Raw genomic sequence first — 14698 nt, forward strand, 5'->3', positions numbered from 1 at the left:
AAACAGGCAGCGGAATAATTTCCGCTGCCTGAACTATTTTGTGAGCTATTTTTCCTTGCCGTATCTAAATTTGTAATAAAAGTAGTAAAGCGCCGGTGTTGCAATCATTGATAACAGTGTCGAGAAAGCCAGTCCGGCAATGACAGTGACTGCGAGGGGCTCAAACAGGACATCACCGCTTAATGCTACTGGTACGAGTGCAAGTATGCTCGTGACTGTCGTTAGAATAATCGGCTTAAATCTGGCGCGGCCGCTTTCGTAAATCGCTTGGTATATATCATTGACGCTGCCGTCTTTACGGCGCAGTTCGATAAAGTCAATTAAGACTATCGCATTCCTGACGACGATACCAGTTAAGGAGACCATCCCCATAATACCGAGGAAGCTGATCGGTGTCTGAGTGACAAACAAGCCGATAATTCCTCCGCTGATTGCCAGGAAGATACTGAAAACAATAATCAGCGGCAGAATGAGTGAATTAAATTCAAATGCAATAACGAGATAGACCAGTATCAGTATTACTGAGAATAATATACCGATTTCAACAAAGAAGTCTGTCTGGTCGGACGATTCACCGCCAACGATAACTTCTGTGCTGCTTTCAAGGTCTTCACAGTATTTGCTGATTAAAGTTTCCAGCTCGGCTTCATCGGCTGCGTATACTTGAAGTTCGGCTGTTCTTTCACCGTTCTTATGCTGGATGACGGAAGTATCTTCTGTTTCTTCGACCGTGACAAAATCACTTAGCGGATACATCACAGGCCGGCCATCTTCCATGTTCACAATTTCAATGTTATTAAGATCGTATTCATCAGAATATTTTAGAGATAATTCTTTGCTGCTGCCGTTTTCTATAACTTCCTGCAGCGGTATGCCTTCAGACATCATGTTCAGTTCATTCTTCACTTGTGAAATCGATATGTCATTTTCTTCAAGTGCCTCGAAATCGATACTGTACTGAAGTGTTTCTACAGAATTTCCAATATTACTTGTAACAGTTATTTCTTCATTTTCAAGTAAGTCAGTGAGCCCGCCAACAGCTGCATCTAGAATATTTAAATCTTCTTCATAGAACTCTACAGTTACTGGAGCACTGGCAGGCGGCCCCTGGATGATGGTTTCCATAAAGATTTTCGCATCGGGGAAGGCTTCCTGGAGTTCTGATTCGTATTCATCGATCGTCGCTGAGGCACTCATCTGTTCTTTATCGATTTGAAGTGCAATCTGTGCCGTATTCTCTCCTGCCTGATCAAGCGAAGCACCAAATAAATTCGGCAGACCCTGCCCTGTAAAGATTGATGAATTTTCAACATGATTCATTTCGCGTAGCAGATAATCTAAAATCTCTTGTGAGGACTCGTGTGTCTGCTCTATCGTCTGTCCTTCATCAAATATTAAATCTATCGTTACTTCAGAACGGTCAGCCTCAGGGAAAAACTCAAACGGTGTGAAGCGGACGAGTCCGATAGATAGTAAGGCAACTGCAAGTATAATAATAAAGGCCAGCAAGGGACGTTTTAATACTTTCGGCAGCACTTTATCTGCATAGATTTTACTGCCCCATTCAAATGCTTTACCTAAAATACCCGGGTGCTCAGGTACCTTTCTTGATGAAATCACATGACGCATAGCTGGAATAAATGTCAGTGCGAGCACCGTTGAAACAATCATGGTAGATATTAGAATACTCGGCAGAGCCTTTATAAAGTCGCCATTTGCGCCGGACAGCAGCAGGAGCGGTGAAAACGTAAAGACAATCGCTGCTGTCGAGGCAATGACTGACGGTGCGACTTCTTTGACACCATTATATATAGCCTCTGATTTGCTGTCACCAAGTGAAAATCGGCGTTCAATATTATCGTTGACGACGATAGAGTCATCGACGAGAATACCGAGTGCGATAATTAATCCAATAACTGAAATCTGGTTTAAATCGACACCGAGCCACGGTACTGGAATCAAGCCGATAAAAATCGAAATCAGCACGGTAAGCATGACGGTGATTGAGCCGAACAGCGACAGACCGATCGATGTACCGATAATCACTGCGATCACTGCAATTAGAAGTGATGTATATAAACTGATAAAGATATCCTCGACATTTTCACGTTCAGACGAAATGTTATCCACTGTCACAGTGTCAGGTAAGTTTTTAAAGCCGTCATTAACGACTGCTTCAACATTTTCTGAGACTGAGGGCACATCTTCCCCGCTCGATAATGACACGGTAAACGATATTGCTTCCCTGCCGTTGTACTGCACGATATCTTCCGGTGCATTTTCAACAGTTTCGATAGATGCAACATCTAAAAGCGGCACCCGATTTTCACCGATACGCACTTGCTCCAGTGTTTCAAGAGCTGCTGTATCTTCAAATGAAAGACGGATTATATTTTCATCCTCGACATCCTGTAAAAGAGCGACGGGACTGAGAGACGAGTCAATTTCATTCATAATTTCATTGGGATTCAGCTGTTCTACTGACATCGCGTCCCAGTCCAGCTGGATTTCGTATTCAGAGTCCCGGTAGCCTTTAATTGTAACGCTGTCGACACCATCCATCTGTGACACTTCTTCTTTTAAATTTTCAATATCATCCCTTGCTGATTCAAGGTTGTCAAAAGAATCACTATGTATTTGATAACTTAAAAGCGGAAATGCATTAGTAATAGATTCTACCTCCGGCTGGGCAGCATTTTCAGGCAGACTACTGCTGATGCCCTGTACCAGATTATTGACGTCATTCAGAACATTGTCGGGAGTACTATCATCACTGAGAGAAAGTGTGATGACCGAAACGTTATCTTCTGATACGGAAGTGACGTCTTCAATATCTTCAATACTGAACATTTCAGTTTCAATAATATTGGTAATGTTTTGTTCTATGTCATCTTTATTAGCGCCCGGCCAAGCAGTGACAACATTAATCAAATTCACTTCTGTTTCGGGAATCTCACGCTGATCAATCGTTAGAAAAGTATATACGCCGACAATCGACAGCGTAAAAATTAAAACGATAAATAAGAGACTTCTCTGTAATAGTAAATCTGCCAGTTTCTTCATCTTGCATCCTCAATTCTATTCGTAACATTTTTATGCTCGTAACTCTAGTATATAGTAAACAAAATGCGGGGATACATTAATTGGTAATTAACTTAAAAAATACTCACCAATATTATTGGTGAGTTTTCTTTATCTGATTAACTGTCTTAAATGTTCGGGCAGCATGACAACTTCTGCCTGCATGTCTGCAGGACGGAATGTCTGATCAATACATGCCTCCATATATTCAAGGTGTTTTTCATCAAGAGGAGTATCGTCGATCGTCTCGCTGCCGTCGTCACTCTGAATGCTGTACCAGTATAAGTATTCAACATCCATAAAGACTTCGCGGAAAATTGTTTCAACATACATTTTTTCACCTTCAAGATTTAAAAGCACATCATCCATATTATCGCGCATATATTCGATCCACTCATCGACCAGGCTGCTCTTTCCCTCTTTAACTTTGAACTTTGTCAGTTCAGCTCTCATATTATCCCTCCCTGTAAATCTGCTGTACTTCGTATTTCGTATCTTATTTATATTTTATATGAAAATTAATACGGATGCGAATTTCTAATATGCATCTATAAAGAAATTTATATATTTCATCTGCTATACTTACAGTAAACACTATGTATTAGGAGCTAAAATAAATATGAAAGAAAAGCTTAAAAGGGAATGGCTGACTGCTCCAGGGACGAATATTATGGCAGGAATCGTCGTCGCTTTGGCATTAATTCCGGAAGCCATTGCGTTCTCCATCATCGCAGGAGTCGATCCGATGGTTGGATTGTACGCTTCGTTTTTAATTGCAGTCATTATTTCATTTGTCGGCGGCAGGCCGGCAATGATTTCAGCTGCCACTGGTGCAGTTGCACTGATTGTTGTACCGCTGGTTAGAGAGTATGGTGTAGAATACTTATTTGCAGCAACGATATTAATGGGGATCATTCAAATCATCCTCGGTATTTTTAAAGTCGGAAAGCTGCTTAAATTTATTCCGAATTCAGTGATGATCGGTTTCGTAAATGCTTTGGCAATCATGATTTTTATCGCGCAGCTGCAGCATATATTTGGCATTTCATTTGATACATATATTTATGTCATTATTACGATAGCAATTTTATATATACTGCCGAGGTTCCTCAAAAAAGTACCAGCACCGCTTATCGCTTTAGTTGTACTGACAGGATGCTATATTCTATTCGGTGCTGAAGTGCGTACGGTGGGAGATTTAGGGGTGATTGAAAAGTCACTGCCCTCATTTATCATACCGGATGTGCCATTTAACCTAGAGACTCTAAAAATAATTTTCCCCTACTCGCTGTCTATGGCGATTGTCGGACTGGTTGAGAGCCTGCTGACGGCACGTATTGTTGACAATGCAACGGACACATACAGCAGTAAAAACAAGGAGTCACGCGGACAAGGGATTGCCAACCTGATTACCGGCTTTTTCGGCGGTATGGGCGGCTGTGCAATGATTGGACAATCTGTCATTAACGTAAGGTCAGGTGCGACAACGAGACTGTCAACCTTTACAGCAGGTGTCGTATTGATGATTTTAATTATTGTTTTTGGTGATCTCGTCGTTCAGATTCCGATGCCGATACTGGCCGGGATTATGGTAGTCGTCACAATCAGTACTTTTGATTGGAAAACATTTAAGTATATGAAGGCGGCACCGCGTACGGATGTTTTTGTAATGGTTATGACAGTGTTTACTATTCTCCTCACTAATAACTTGGCAGTTGGTGTCATTCTTGGCGTATTCTTTAGTGCGATCTTCTTTGCAACTAAAATATCTAAAGTGAAAGTCACTGAAGAATTGATCAATGATCATCACGTATTTTATTTTGAAGGTCAAATATTCTTCGCTTCTATCGACACGATGATTGAGCAGCTGGAATTTAAAAAGTATGATAAAGATATTCGTCTGAACTTTTCTAAAGCACACCTTTGGGATGATTCTGCTGTAGATGCAATCGATACTATGGTGAGAAAGTTTGAAGATAAAGGCAATACTGTTTACGTTGATAAATTGAATGCAGACAGCAGGAAAATTGTAAAAGAACTCAGTCAGCTGAACGAGCAGCATTTAACATAAGTACCGGGAGGAATTTTTATGTATAAATCAATATTACTTGCAGCAGACGGATCAGATAACAGTTTCAGAGCAGCTAAAGAAACTTTGAATTTTATCAATGAAAATACGAAGGTGACTATACTCAATGTAATACAAGTTGAGAAGTCTAAAGATGCAATACTTCACGGCGAAGATATTGTTAGGGAACAGAAAGAAAAACTGGCAGATATAATGCGGCTATACGAAAATGAAAACGTTACTTATAACGTTATATTCGAACGTGGCATACCTGATGAGACTGTGGTTAAAGCAGCTAACGACGGAGATTTTAACATAATAGTGCTTGGCAATAGAGGTTTAAATGCACTGAAGGGAATGATGATGGGCAGTGTCAGTCATAAAGTAGCGAAGCGGGCTAATATTCCAGTGTTAATAGTTAAATAAAAGTAAGGTGAGTGTAGAAGACGCTCACCTTTTTATATTCAGTTATTTTAATTATCAGTAAATTGAAAGCCTTTACATTTGGCTTTGGATTTAGGTAGAATGAAAGTATCAATAAATATAACAAGGGGGAAATGTAATGGTATTTGAATTTCCGAATAAAGCAGACGCTAAGTATAAGATTAAAACGCAGTACGAAAACTATATCGGCGGAGAGTGGACGGCACCTTCAGACGGGGAATACTTCGATAATGAATCACCGGTAATCGGTGAAAAAGTATCAAAAGTACCTCGCTCAAAACAGGACGATGTAGATAAAGCGGTCGCAGCAGCACGTGAAGCGCAGAAGTCTTGGGGATTGACTTCAGTGACTGAACGAAGCAATATACTTTTGAAAATTGCAGACCGGGTTGAAAAACATTTAGAAGAACTGGCTGTACTGGAAACGTTCGAGAATGGTAAAGCTGTTCGTGAAACCCTGAATGCTGACTTGCCGTTAGTCGTTGATCACTTCAGATATTTTGCAGGTGTTATCCGAGGACAAGAAGGCGGTATTTCACAAATTGACAATGATACAGTCGCGTACCACTACCACGAACCGCTGGGTGTTGTTGGACAGATTATTCCGTGGAACTTCCCGCTCTTAATGGCGACCTGGAAAATCGCACCGGCACTTGCTGCGGGGAACTCGATTGTCCTAAAGCCGGCAGAACAAACGCCGACGACAATTCTTCACTTAGCAGAACTTATAGGAGACCTGCTGCCTAAAGGTGTACTCAACATCGTTAACGGCTTTGGTTCAGAAGCAGGACAGGCACTTGCAACTCATACAGGAATTAATAAAATTGCCTTTACCGGCGAAACGACGACAGGCCGTATCATTATGCAGAATGCCAGTCAAAATATTATCCCTGTAACGCTGGAATTAGGCGGGAAATCACCGAATATTTTTGCTAAAGATGTTATGGATGCAGATGATGAATATCTGGATAAAGCAATCGAAGGTTTAGTAATGTTCGCATTAAACCAAGGGGAAGTATGTACTTGTCCATCACGTGCATTAGTGCATGAAGATATCTTTGATGAATTTATGGAACGCGTCATCAAACGTGTTGAAGAAATTAAAGTCGGCAATCCGTTAGATCCGAACACTATGATGGGTGCTCAGACTTCAAATGAACAGAAAGAAAAAATTGCTTCTTATCTTGATATCGGTAAAAAAGAAGGGGCAGAAATACTGACAGGCGGAAACTTAAAAGAAGTCGACGGCGATATCGAAAACGGATATTATTTCGAACCGACTATCTTTAAAGGCCATAATAAGATGCGCATCTTCCAGGAAGAAATTTTTGGGCCGGTACTTGCAGTAGCCACTTACAAAGATGACGATGAAGCAATCGAAATTGCAAACGATACACTGTACGGACTTGGCGCAGGCGTATGGACACGCAGCCAGAACAGAGCATATCGTTTAGGACGTGCAATTCAGGCGGGTCGTGTATGGGTAAACACTTACCATGACTACCCTGCTCACGCAGCATTTGGCGGTTATAAAATGAGTGGTATTGGCCGGGAAAACCATAAGATGATGCTTGGACACTATCAGCAGACTAAAAACCTGCTGGTCAGCTACAGTGAATCACCAAAAGGATTTTTCTAATTGGCAGTACTTGAACAAGTCTATGCGACTGATCAGGCCAGATCACTTATTAAAGAATTAAAAGAAGAACACGGAGACTTAATTTTTCACCAGTCAGGGGGGTGCTGCGACGGTTCCAGTCCGATGTGCCTAAAAGAAGGCATGATGATTATAGGAGATGTCGACGTGCAGCTTGGTGAAATAGAAGGTGTGCCTTTTTATATGAACCATAAGCAGTATGAATACTGGAAGCATACGCAAATTACGCTTGATGTTGTTAAAGGCATCGGCGGTATGTTTAGTGTAGAAGGACCGAGAGGTGTCCGGTTTCATATTAGAAGTGAACCGATAGAATAAAAAAGAGTCACATATGACTGAGTAATGTCATATGTGACTCTTTTATTTTTAAAGCTCTTCTTTTTTAGTTCTTCTAAAGACCGTGAAAACACTGCCGACCATGAGCAGTAAGCTGGCAAGAAGCGTCGTGTTTCTAGCCGCTTCACCTGTATTTGGAAGGATGTCTTCTATCGTTGAAGTAGCGGCGTTGCCATTGTCTGAAACGACTGCTGTATAAGCATTTTCTGTATGATCTGAAATGTTATTTTCAGTGGCCGATATGATGCTTGAATCGACTGTCTGCTGTCCGTCAGCAATCATATTTTCAGCTGATGAAGATACTTCAGAAACAATATTCTCTTCAGCACTTTCATTGCCGTTACTACTAGAATTATCACTGTTCTGATCTATTATGCCGGCGGCATCTTCATCTGTGTTGTCTTCATTCGTATTTTCTTCTGCTGTTTCAGACTCGAGCAGAGACTCAAGTGAGAAGGTTGAAATAGTACCTGAGAGTTCGTGTCCGATAACAAGCATTGGAATGCCATCAGGGCTATTTTCTGCTGAAACGAAGTCCATGCCCTCAGGAGAAATATCAGTCAGTGAAGCATCGTAAATATAGTCCACAAAATATGGCGCATCTGGATTTGTAACATTATATATGAAAAATCCTCCAGTTCTTTCGGAACCGATAAAGGCATACTGCTGCTCTCCGACAGTACCGACAACAACCGACTCTGTTTCAGGACCTTTGTTATCGCTGCGTCCGTCCATAGTCAGTTCATCCGGCGCTTCGATGTCAACATTAAACCAGTCTGGATTGTATTTTAGAGTCTGCTGTTCAAAGTCATCACCGCTGTCGTAAACCATCTGCATATCAGAAGCACGCAGTATAGAGAATGAACGTGCACCGAACGCCACGATTGCTCTGTGGATATCGCCATCTTTAAACGGATGATCCATAGTGACGGTTAATCTTCCAAGCTGATCATCATCAAACAAACCATTTGCGACTAGTAAATCGAGCTCTTCCTGAGTAAAGCCTTCATAGTACTGAGCATCCAGTTGAATCAAATCTTTAATATCGCTGACTCTCGTTTCTTCACTGTACCCATCGTAATCTTGAGAATCACCTTCGTTAGCAGTGACAATATATGTTTCTCCGTTTACTTCATATAGAGAAACTTCATCCGGCTGATACATACCAAGAACAGGAACGGGTTTAATATTTGCACCGCCGTCTTTATCGGAAGCATCGAGACCCATGCCTGCTACAGAATGATCTTTATATCCCATAGAAGAAATTTCGGTAAATTGTTTATTTTCGATATCAAACTTTCCAATAGCGCTGACTTCCTGGAAAGCAACATAGGCATACTCGCTATTTTTATCTACAACGATATATTCAGGCTCGGCATTCAGGTGATACGCTTCGGGATTCGGACCGAGCGGTCTGAAATCTTCAGGTAAATCTTCAGCAGTAACATCGACAGTTGTGACATCGTCTTGAGTCAGCTGATCCGGAGATTGGTCAGTAGAAATGACAGACACACCGCCTGCAGGGTTTACAGTATATTCATCGTTTAATTCACCCTCATTTGCAACGAGTAAATAACGGCCGTCAGGTGTGAAAGTAACCATATCAGGCAGAGCACCGACTGTTAAACGATTTAAATAAGCACCGATACTGTCGAAGAAAACAACTTGACCATTATCCGTTTTAACTTTAGCGGGAGCCGCAACGGCAATGTATTCACCGCTGGGATTAATAGCGACACTAGTTAAGTCACCTGCTTCAATACCGTAATCTTCTAAAAAGATTTGGTCGACTAATGTCATGTTATCAGTAGAGGCATCGATAATATCGAGAGATGTTTCATAGCCGTTGACTGAATATAAATATTTGTTTTTGCTGTTGAACTGTACGATTTCAGTACCTGCTTCATCAAATGGGGCACCAGTTTCGTAACGGCCCTTATGAGACACTTTTACTTCTTCGTTCGATGTCTCAGGATAATCAGATTTTACTGTTTCTTGTGAAACATCATCTTGAGTCACTTCGGATTCTGCAACATTATCTGCAGGCACTTCAGTCACTGTTTCTTCAATTGCCGGTTCCTCAGTCATTACTTCATCCTGTAAATGTGATTCAACTGGTTCATTCTCAGTATCTTCAGCAATTTCTTCAACAGTCACTTCTTCTTCAGTAATTACAGCTTCATCAACAAGAATATTTGACTCTTCCTCAGGTACTTCTTCAACTTCAGTTTCTAAATTGTCTTCAGTCACTTCCTCAGTAATGACAGTTTCTTCAGTGTTATCATTATGAGCAATCTCATCTGCAGGAGCAGCTTCGGATACAGGAGTTTCTTCAGCAGGGAGTTTCTTCAGCAGGGAGTTCTTCAGTCTGTTCAGCAGTTTCGTCAGCAGCTGCAGTATCTTCAGTCACTTCTGCCCCTTCTGCAGTTTGACTGAAACCTGTAATAAGTAATGATCCCAGGAGAATAGACCCTACCCCTGTTTTCAATTTTCTAATACCATATGTATTCCTTTTGCCAGTGCTGTTTTGAATGTTCATAAGTATCCTCCGATTATTTAGTTTTCGTAATTAAAAGTAGCATAGCACTGTTAAGTTAATGTTTATTTAAGTATAGAAAATGTAAAAATTTTTAAAATATCTATATAGACGAATATATATATAGATGGTAATCTATATATAATTTAATGGGGGTTAAAATATGACTTACAATGAAACTGCTTCACTATTAAAAATAATAGCGGACCCGAGCCGTCTCGAAATATTAGATTTACTATCCTGCGGAGAGCTGTGCGGATGTGACTTACTTGAACACTTTGATTTTTCTCAGCCAACTTTGAGTCATCATATGAAGATGCTTGTAAACAGTAATTTTGTGTCAAAAAGAAAAGCGGGCAACAAAGTGATGTACCAGATTAACCATTCAACGATGAACAATCTTTCTAATCATCTGCAGTTAATCAATACAGAAAATGACAACTGTGCATGTCGAACGATGAAAAAAGGTGTCTGTTAAATGATCATACTTGCAAGCGTTATTTTTATAATTACTTTAATATTTGTAATCTGGCAGCCTAGAGGTCTGGACATTGGTATTACTGCAATGGCTGGTGCAACGCTAGCCGTTATAACAGGTGTTGTATCGCTTGGCGATATAGTAGAAGTCACAGGGATTGTCTGGAATGCGACGCTGACATTTGTTGCCGTTATTCTCATCTCTCTAATCTTAGATGAAGTAGGTTTTTTTGAATGGTCTGCACGTCATATGGTTAAAGCTTCTAAGGGAAACGGACTGAAAATGTTTATATATATTGCAATCCTTGGATCTGTTGTCTCTGCATTTTTTGCCAACGATGGTGCTGCATTAATCTTGACACCAATTGTTTTAGCTATGGTGCGCAATTTAAACTTTAAGGAGAAAGTGATTTTTCCATTTGTCATTGCCAGCGGCTTTATTGCAGACACGACTTCACTGCCTTTAATCGTCAGTAATTTAGTTAATATCGTGTCAGCTGATTATTTTAGTATTGGATTTATTGAATATTTTTTACATATGATTATACCGAATATATTTTCACTGGTTTCAAGTATTCTCGTTCTGTGGTTATTCTTTAGAAAGTCCATTCCTGGATCGTTTGATGACAGCAGTTTAAAATTGCCGCATGAGGCGATTAAAGATAAAAATATGTTTAAACTATCATGGGCAGTACTGATACTGCTTCTGACAGGTTATTTAGCCAGTGAATTTATACAGGTACCCGTTTCATTCATTGCAGGATTTATCGCTATAATATTTCTGCTTCTGGCAAGTAAATCTGAAGTAGTCAGCGTGTCGAGGGTTGTCAAAGGCGCGCCGTGGAACATCGTTGTATTTTCTATTGGAATGTATGTAGTTGTCTTCGGTTTAAGAAATGCGGGTCTGACTGATGTCTTGGCAGATCTTATTGTCGATATAACTGAATATGGTCTTTTGGCGACCGTGATGGGTATGGGGGCAATTGCAGCGATACTGTCATCTGTTATGAACAATATGCCGACAGTTATGATTAATGCGATAGCAATCAGCGACACCGGAACAACTGATGTGATTAAAGAAGGCTTAATTTATGCGAACGTTATCGGTTCTGATTTAGGTCCGAAAATAACACCGATTGGTTCATTGGCGACGCTCTTGTGGCTTCACGTACTTGCGAAAAAAGATATGAAGATATCATGGGGCACATATTTTAAAATTGGGATATTGATTACACCACCTGTGCTAATTATGACATTGATGGGTCTGTATCTTGCACTGCTGTTATTTTAAAGGAGGATGAACATGAAGAAAAAGACGATATATTTTGTATGTACAGGAAACTCGTGCCGCAGTCAGATGGCTGAAGGACTGGGTAAGGAAATACTAGGTGAAGGCTGGAATGTATATTCCGGCGGTATAGAAGCGCACGGCGTGAATGCTAATGCCGTAAAAGCTATGTTAGAAACAGGTATTGATATCAGCGGGCAAACCTCTGATTTGATTCAGCAAGATATTTTGAATCAATCAGATTTAGTCGTCACTTTGTGCAGCGATGCAGATAAGAATTGCCCAGTACTGCCGCCTAATGTCACGAAGGCACATTGGGGATTTGATGATCCGGCAGGAAAAGAATGGGCAGAATTTCAAAGAGTCAGAGATGAAATTGGGGAACGGATTAAACAGTTTAAAGAAACCGGGAGATAAAAATTGGCTGGGACTCTTATAAATGAAGTTCCCAGCCATTTTCTATTTTTTCATTTGTATCTCTAAAAGTGTTTTCAAAACATGCACCGTCGTCACGCAGTCGTCCAATGATGTCCATTCCTTCGGATTATGGCTGATGCCGTCTTTACTGCGTGCAAATATCATAGCAACTGGAAGTTCCAGGCCGATATTCATAGAATCATGCCCTGCTCCGCTCGGCAGTTCCATCGGCTCAATACTCATATCTGTTAAAATATCTTGCAGTTCATTTTTATAAGTATCATCAATTGGAATGGGTTTTACACGGGAAGTAACGCTCGCTGTAACGCCGATATTCCTATCTACAGCAATTGTTTCTGCTCTATCTTGGACAAGTTCAATCAGCTGATTACGAGTATCTTCATGAATATCTCTAATATCGACAATCATTTTTACTGATTCGGGTATAACATTAGCACCGTTTGGTGTAACGGTCAGTTTACCGACTGTAGCAACTGCCGTATCGCTGACTTTTGGAGGAAGTTTTTCCAGTTCACTGACAAAGCGTCCTGCAGCAACCAATGCATCTTGTCTGTCATTCATTGGTGTATTTCCTGCATGTCCGGCTAATCCTTTAAATTCAACTTCGAGCCAAGCCTGTCCGGCAATACCGCTGACAATACCTACCGGGAGATTGTTTTTCTCCAATAATTTACCTTGTTCGATATGAGCTTCGGTAAAGAAGTTCCAGTCTCTTTTTTCAATGTTTTTAAATGCTTCCAGTGAAGAACCGTAGGCTTTTAATACCGTTGATAAGTCCGAACCATCGCTGTCTCTTAAAATACTGATGAGTTGATCATCCACTAACCCCATATACGCTCTGCTGCCGAATACCCCGCTCGAGAAACGTGCGCCTTCTTCATCAGAAAAGATAACGACTTCATATGATTTTTCAGGAGTATACGATGAAGCTTTCCATGCTTCTGCGACTTCCAATGCCGCCAGTACCCCAAGTACACCGTCAAAGTTCCCGCCTGAGGGTACTGTATCAAGGTGTGAACCGGAGGCAATAGATGAAGTATCATCATTGCCTTTCAATCGTCCGAAGACATTACCTGCAGCATCTTCCGTCACAGTTAATCCGGCATCCTTCATCCAGCTGATGACTAAATTCTTGGCTTGCCTTTCTTCTGGGGAAAATCCCTTACGACTGACGCCGCCTTCAGGTACTGTACCAATTTTAGAAATAGCATCGAATCTTTCAGCCAGCCGTTTTCCATCTATTCCATCTGAACTCAGTTCGGTATTATAATCTTTTAATAATTTTTCTAGCATAAGGTTATTTCCTCCTGTGTAAATTACTTTCTGACTGGCTTACGCAGCCATGCCGCAATAGCGAGTATAATTAATGCAAAGCCGAGATAACCCATAACAACATAGACACTGCCGACAAGAGTTGTAAACCCGACCATGCTTGCGATGAATCCAAGGATGCCAATCACAATGACCGCCGGACGGAAAGACTTGCTTTCAGGTGCTATAAAACGAACTGTAAAGGAATACAGCATACCGACAGCAGTATTATATATCATTCCAAGCAATGCGATTGCGGTCAGCAGCCCTACTGCCGGGTGTATTTGACTGGCAAGTTCAAGAGTAGGCATTTCTTTGCCGCCAACGATATCAATTCTAAACAACATGGCAATATGAATCAGTATAATTAAAACACCTAACATCAAACCGCCGAGTATACCGCCCATACCTGCGACTTTTTTATTCCTTTCATTTCCTGTCATTATAATCAGTAGTGCTGCACCTGCTGCCAAGTTATAAGATACATACAAGAAAGCACTTAAGAGCCAGTTGGATGTTGCTGAAGTTTCTTCTCTAGCCAGGGCATCTGCTTCAGCTAATGACAGGTCCATCGTAAAAATAGAGTATATTAAGATGATAAAAATAATGGCAATTAAATACGGCGTGATTGTCGCTATAATACCGATGATTTTATTTGTATTAAGCAATAACGTTAAAATAACGGCAATGGCCATAATAACACTGCCGGCTGCTGCACTAATTCCGAACATTTGATTGAATGTTGATCCTGCTCCGGCAAACATGACGACTGCGACTCCAAAAAGGAAAAATGTAATCACTATATCGAGTATCGGCCCAATGTATTTACCGCCTATGTAATATAAAACTGTTTTATGAGAATCAGCTTTTAAGTTTGTTCCCAGTCTTGCAAAAGTGAAGCCTAGAAATATAAAAAGCAGAGCAGTAACGATACCGCCTATAGTCCCCATCATTCCAAAGCTGGTAAAGTATTGCATGACTTCTTGACCGGAGGCAAATCCTGCTCCGACGATTAAGCCGACAAAGGCACTCCCTATTTGAAAACTTCTTTTCATATGCATC

13 protein-coding genes are annotated in these 14698 nt (G+C 40.8%); 7 read left to right on the plus strand and 6 right to left on the minus strand.

Features of this window, described 5'->3' with window-relative positions; genetic code table 11:
- Positions 1–45 precede the first annotated feature (45 nt).
- Positions 46–3063 carry an efflux RND transporter permease subunit gene (locus IEU81_RS07325; protein WP_186089518.1) on the minus strand — a complete coding sequence of 1006 codons (3018 nt, stop codon included), beginning with the start codon at positions 3061–3063 and terminating at the stop codon, positions 46–48.
- A 129-nt stretch (positions 3064–3192) separates the two neighbouring features.
- A complete protein-coding gene (locus IEU81_RS07330; RefSeq protein ID WP_186089516.1) occupies positions 3193–3534 on the minus strand; it encodes a DUF6176 family protein in 342 nt (113 codons plus the stop codon).
- Between the two features lie 166 nt (positions 3535–3700).
- Here IEU81_RS07330 and IEU81_RS07335 point away from each other — a divergent pair, with 166 nt between their 5' ends.
- From IEU81_RS07335 to IEU81_RS07350, 4 genes are all read left to right on the plus strand, one after another.
- Positions 3701–5152, plus strand: coding sequence for a SulP family inorganic anion transporter (locus IEU81_RS07335; protein ID WP_186089514.1), 1452 nt, complete (start codon positions 3701–3703; stop codon positions 5150–5152).
- Between the two features lie 18 nt (positions 5153–5170).
- The gene (locus tag IEU81_RS07340) at positions 5171–5575 is read left to right on the plus strand and encodes a universal stress protein (RefSeq protein WP_186089513.1); all 405 of its coding nucleotides are present in this window, start codon (positions 5171–5173) and stop codon (positions 5573–5575) included.
- A gap of 136 nt (positions 5576–5711) precedes the next feature.
- Positions 5712–7232, plus strand: coding sequence for an acetaldehyde dehydrogenase ExaC (exaC, locus tag IEU81_RS07345; protein WP_186089511.1), 1521 nt, complete (start codon positions 5712–5714; stop codon positions 7230–7232).
- Positions 7233–7568 carry a DUF779 domain-containing protein gene (locus IEU81_RS07350; RefSeq protein WP_184283313.1) on the plus strand — a complete coding sequence of 112 codons (336 nt, stop codon included), beginning with the start codon at positions 7233–7235 and terminating at the stop codon, positions 7566–7568. It begins immediately after the preceding gene.
- A gap of 48 nt (positions 7569–7616) precedes the next feature.
- Here the strand turns inward: IEU81_RS07350 and IEU81_RS07355 are convergent, their stop codons facing one another.
- Both IEU81_RS07355 and IEU81_RS07360 read right to left on the minus strand, forming a co-directional pair.
- Positions 7617–9836, minus strand: a complete 2220-nt coding sequence (locus IEU81_RS07355) for a choice-of-anchor I family protein (protein WP_231957207.1) — start codon at positions 9834–9836, stop codon at positions 7617–7619.
- A gap of 82 nt (positions 9837–9918) precedes the next feature.
- Positions 9919–10125: a YSIRK-type signal peptide-containing protein gene (locus IEU81_RS07360; protein ID WP_186089509.1), complete on the minus strand. Its 207-nt coding sequence runs from the start codon at positions 10123–10125 to the stop codon at positions 9919–9921.
- 160 nt (positions 10126–10285) lie between these two features.
- On the opposite strand from IEU81_RS07360, the gene IEU81_RS07365 reads away from it, so the two are divergent.
- From IEU81_RS07365 to arsC, 3 genes are read left to right on the plus strand one after another with little or no spacing between them, the layout of a single operon-like run.
- Positions 10286–10600 (plus strand): ArsR/SmtB family transcription factor, encoded by a 315-nt coding sequence (locus IEU81_RS07365; protein WP_186089508.1) that lies wholly within the window; start codon positions 10286–10288, stop codon positions 10598–10600.
- A complete protein-coding gene (locus tag IEU81_RS07370) occupies positions 10601–11890 on the plus strand; it encodes an arsenic transporter (protein WP_186089506.1) in 1290 nt (429 codons plus the stop codon).
- A gap of 12 nt (positions 11891–11902) precedes the next feature.
- Entirely contained in the window at positions 11903–12304 is a 402-nt protein-coding gene (gene arsC, locus IEU81_RS07375) for an arsenate reductase (thioredoxin) (RefSeq protein WP_092595926.1), read from the plus strand.
- 42 nt (positions 12305–12346) lie between these two features.
- Here the strand turns inward: arsC and IEU81_RS07380 are convergent, their stop codons facing one another.
- Both IEU81_RS07380 and IEU81_RS07385 read right to left on the minus strand, forming a co-directional pair.
- A complete protein-coding gene (locus IEU81_RS07380; protein ID WP_186089504.1) occupies positions 12347–13618 on the minus strand; it encodes a M20 family metallo-hydrolase in 1272 nt (423 codons plus the stop codon).
- Positions 13619–13641: 23 nt separating this feature from the next.
- Complete coding sequence (locus tag IEU81_RS07385; protein ID WP_186089503.1) at positions 13642–14691, minus strand: YkvI family membrane protein; 1050 nt, start codon at positions 14689–14691, stop codon at positions 13642–13644.
- Positions 14692–14698 lie beyond the last annotated feature (7 nt).

Origin of the sequence: Jeotgalicoccus aerolatus (genome assembly GCF_014635205.1) — a bacterium.
Taxonomy (GTDB): domain Bacteria; phylum Bacillota; class Bacilli; order Staphylococcales; family Salinicoccaceae; genus Jeotgalicoccus; species Jeotgalicoccus aerolatus.

Coding starts and splice junctions, on each gene's coding strand:
- IEU81_RS07325 (WP_186089518.1), bottom strand. CDS start 3,063: ATGAAGAAACTGGCAGATTTACTATTACAGAGAAGTCTCTTATTTATC.
- IEU81_RS07330 (WP_186089516.1), bottom strand. CDS start 3,534: ATGAGAGCTGAACTGACAAAGTTCAAAGTTAAAGAGGGAAAGAGCAGC.
- IEU81_RS07335 (WP_186089514.1), top strand. CDS start 3,701: ATGAAAGAAAAGCTTAAAAGGGAATGGCTGACTGCTCCAGGGACGAAT.
- IEU81_RS07340 (WP_186089513.1), top strand. CDS start 5,171: ATGTATAAATCAATATTACTTGCAGCAGACGGATCAGATAACAGTTTC.
- exaC (WP_186089511.1), top strand. CDS start 5,712: ATGGTATTTGAATTTCCGAATAAAGCAGACGCTAAGTATAAGATTAAA.
- IEU81_RS07360 (WP_186089509.1), bottom strand. CDS start 10,125: ATGAACATTCAAAACAGCACTGGCAAAAGGAATACATATGGTATTAGA.
- IEU81_RS07365 (WP_186089508.1), top strand. CDS start 10,286: ATGACTTACAATGAAACTGCTTCACTATTAAAAATAATAGCGGACCCG.
- IEU81_RS07370 (WP_186089506.1), top strand. CDS start 10,601: ATGATCATACTTGCAAGCGTTATTTTTATAATTACTTTAATATTTGTA.
- arsC (WP_092595926.1), top strand. CDS start 11,903: ATGAAGAAAAAGACGATATATTTTGTATGTACAGGAAACTCGTGCCGC.
- IEU81_RS07380 (WP_186089504.1), bottom strand. CDS start 13,618: ATGCTAGAAAAATTATTAAAAGATTATAATACCGAACTGAGTTCAGAT.
- IEU81_RS07385 (WP_186089503.1), bottom strand. CDS start 14,691: ATGAAAAGAAGTTTTCAAATAGGGAGTGCCTTTGTCGGCTTAATCGTC.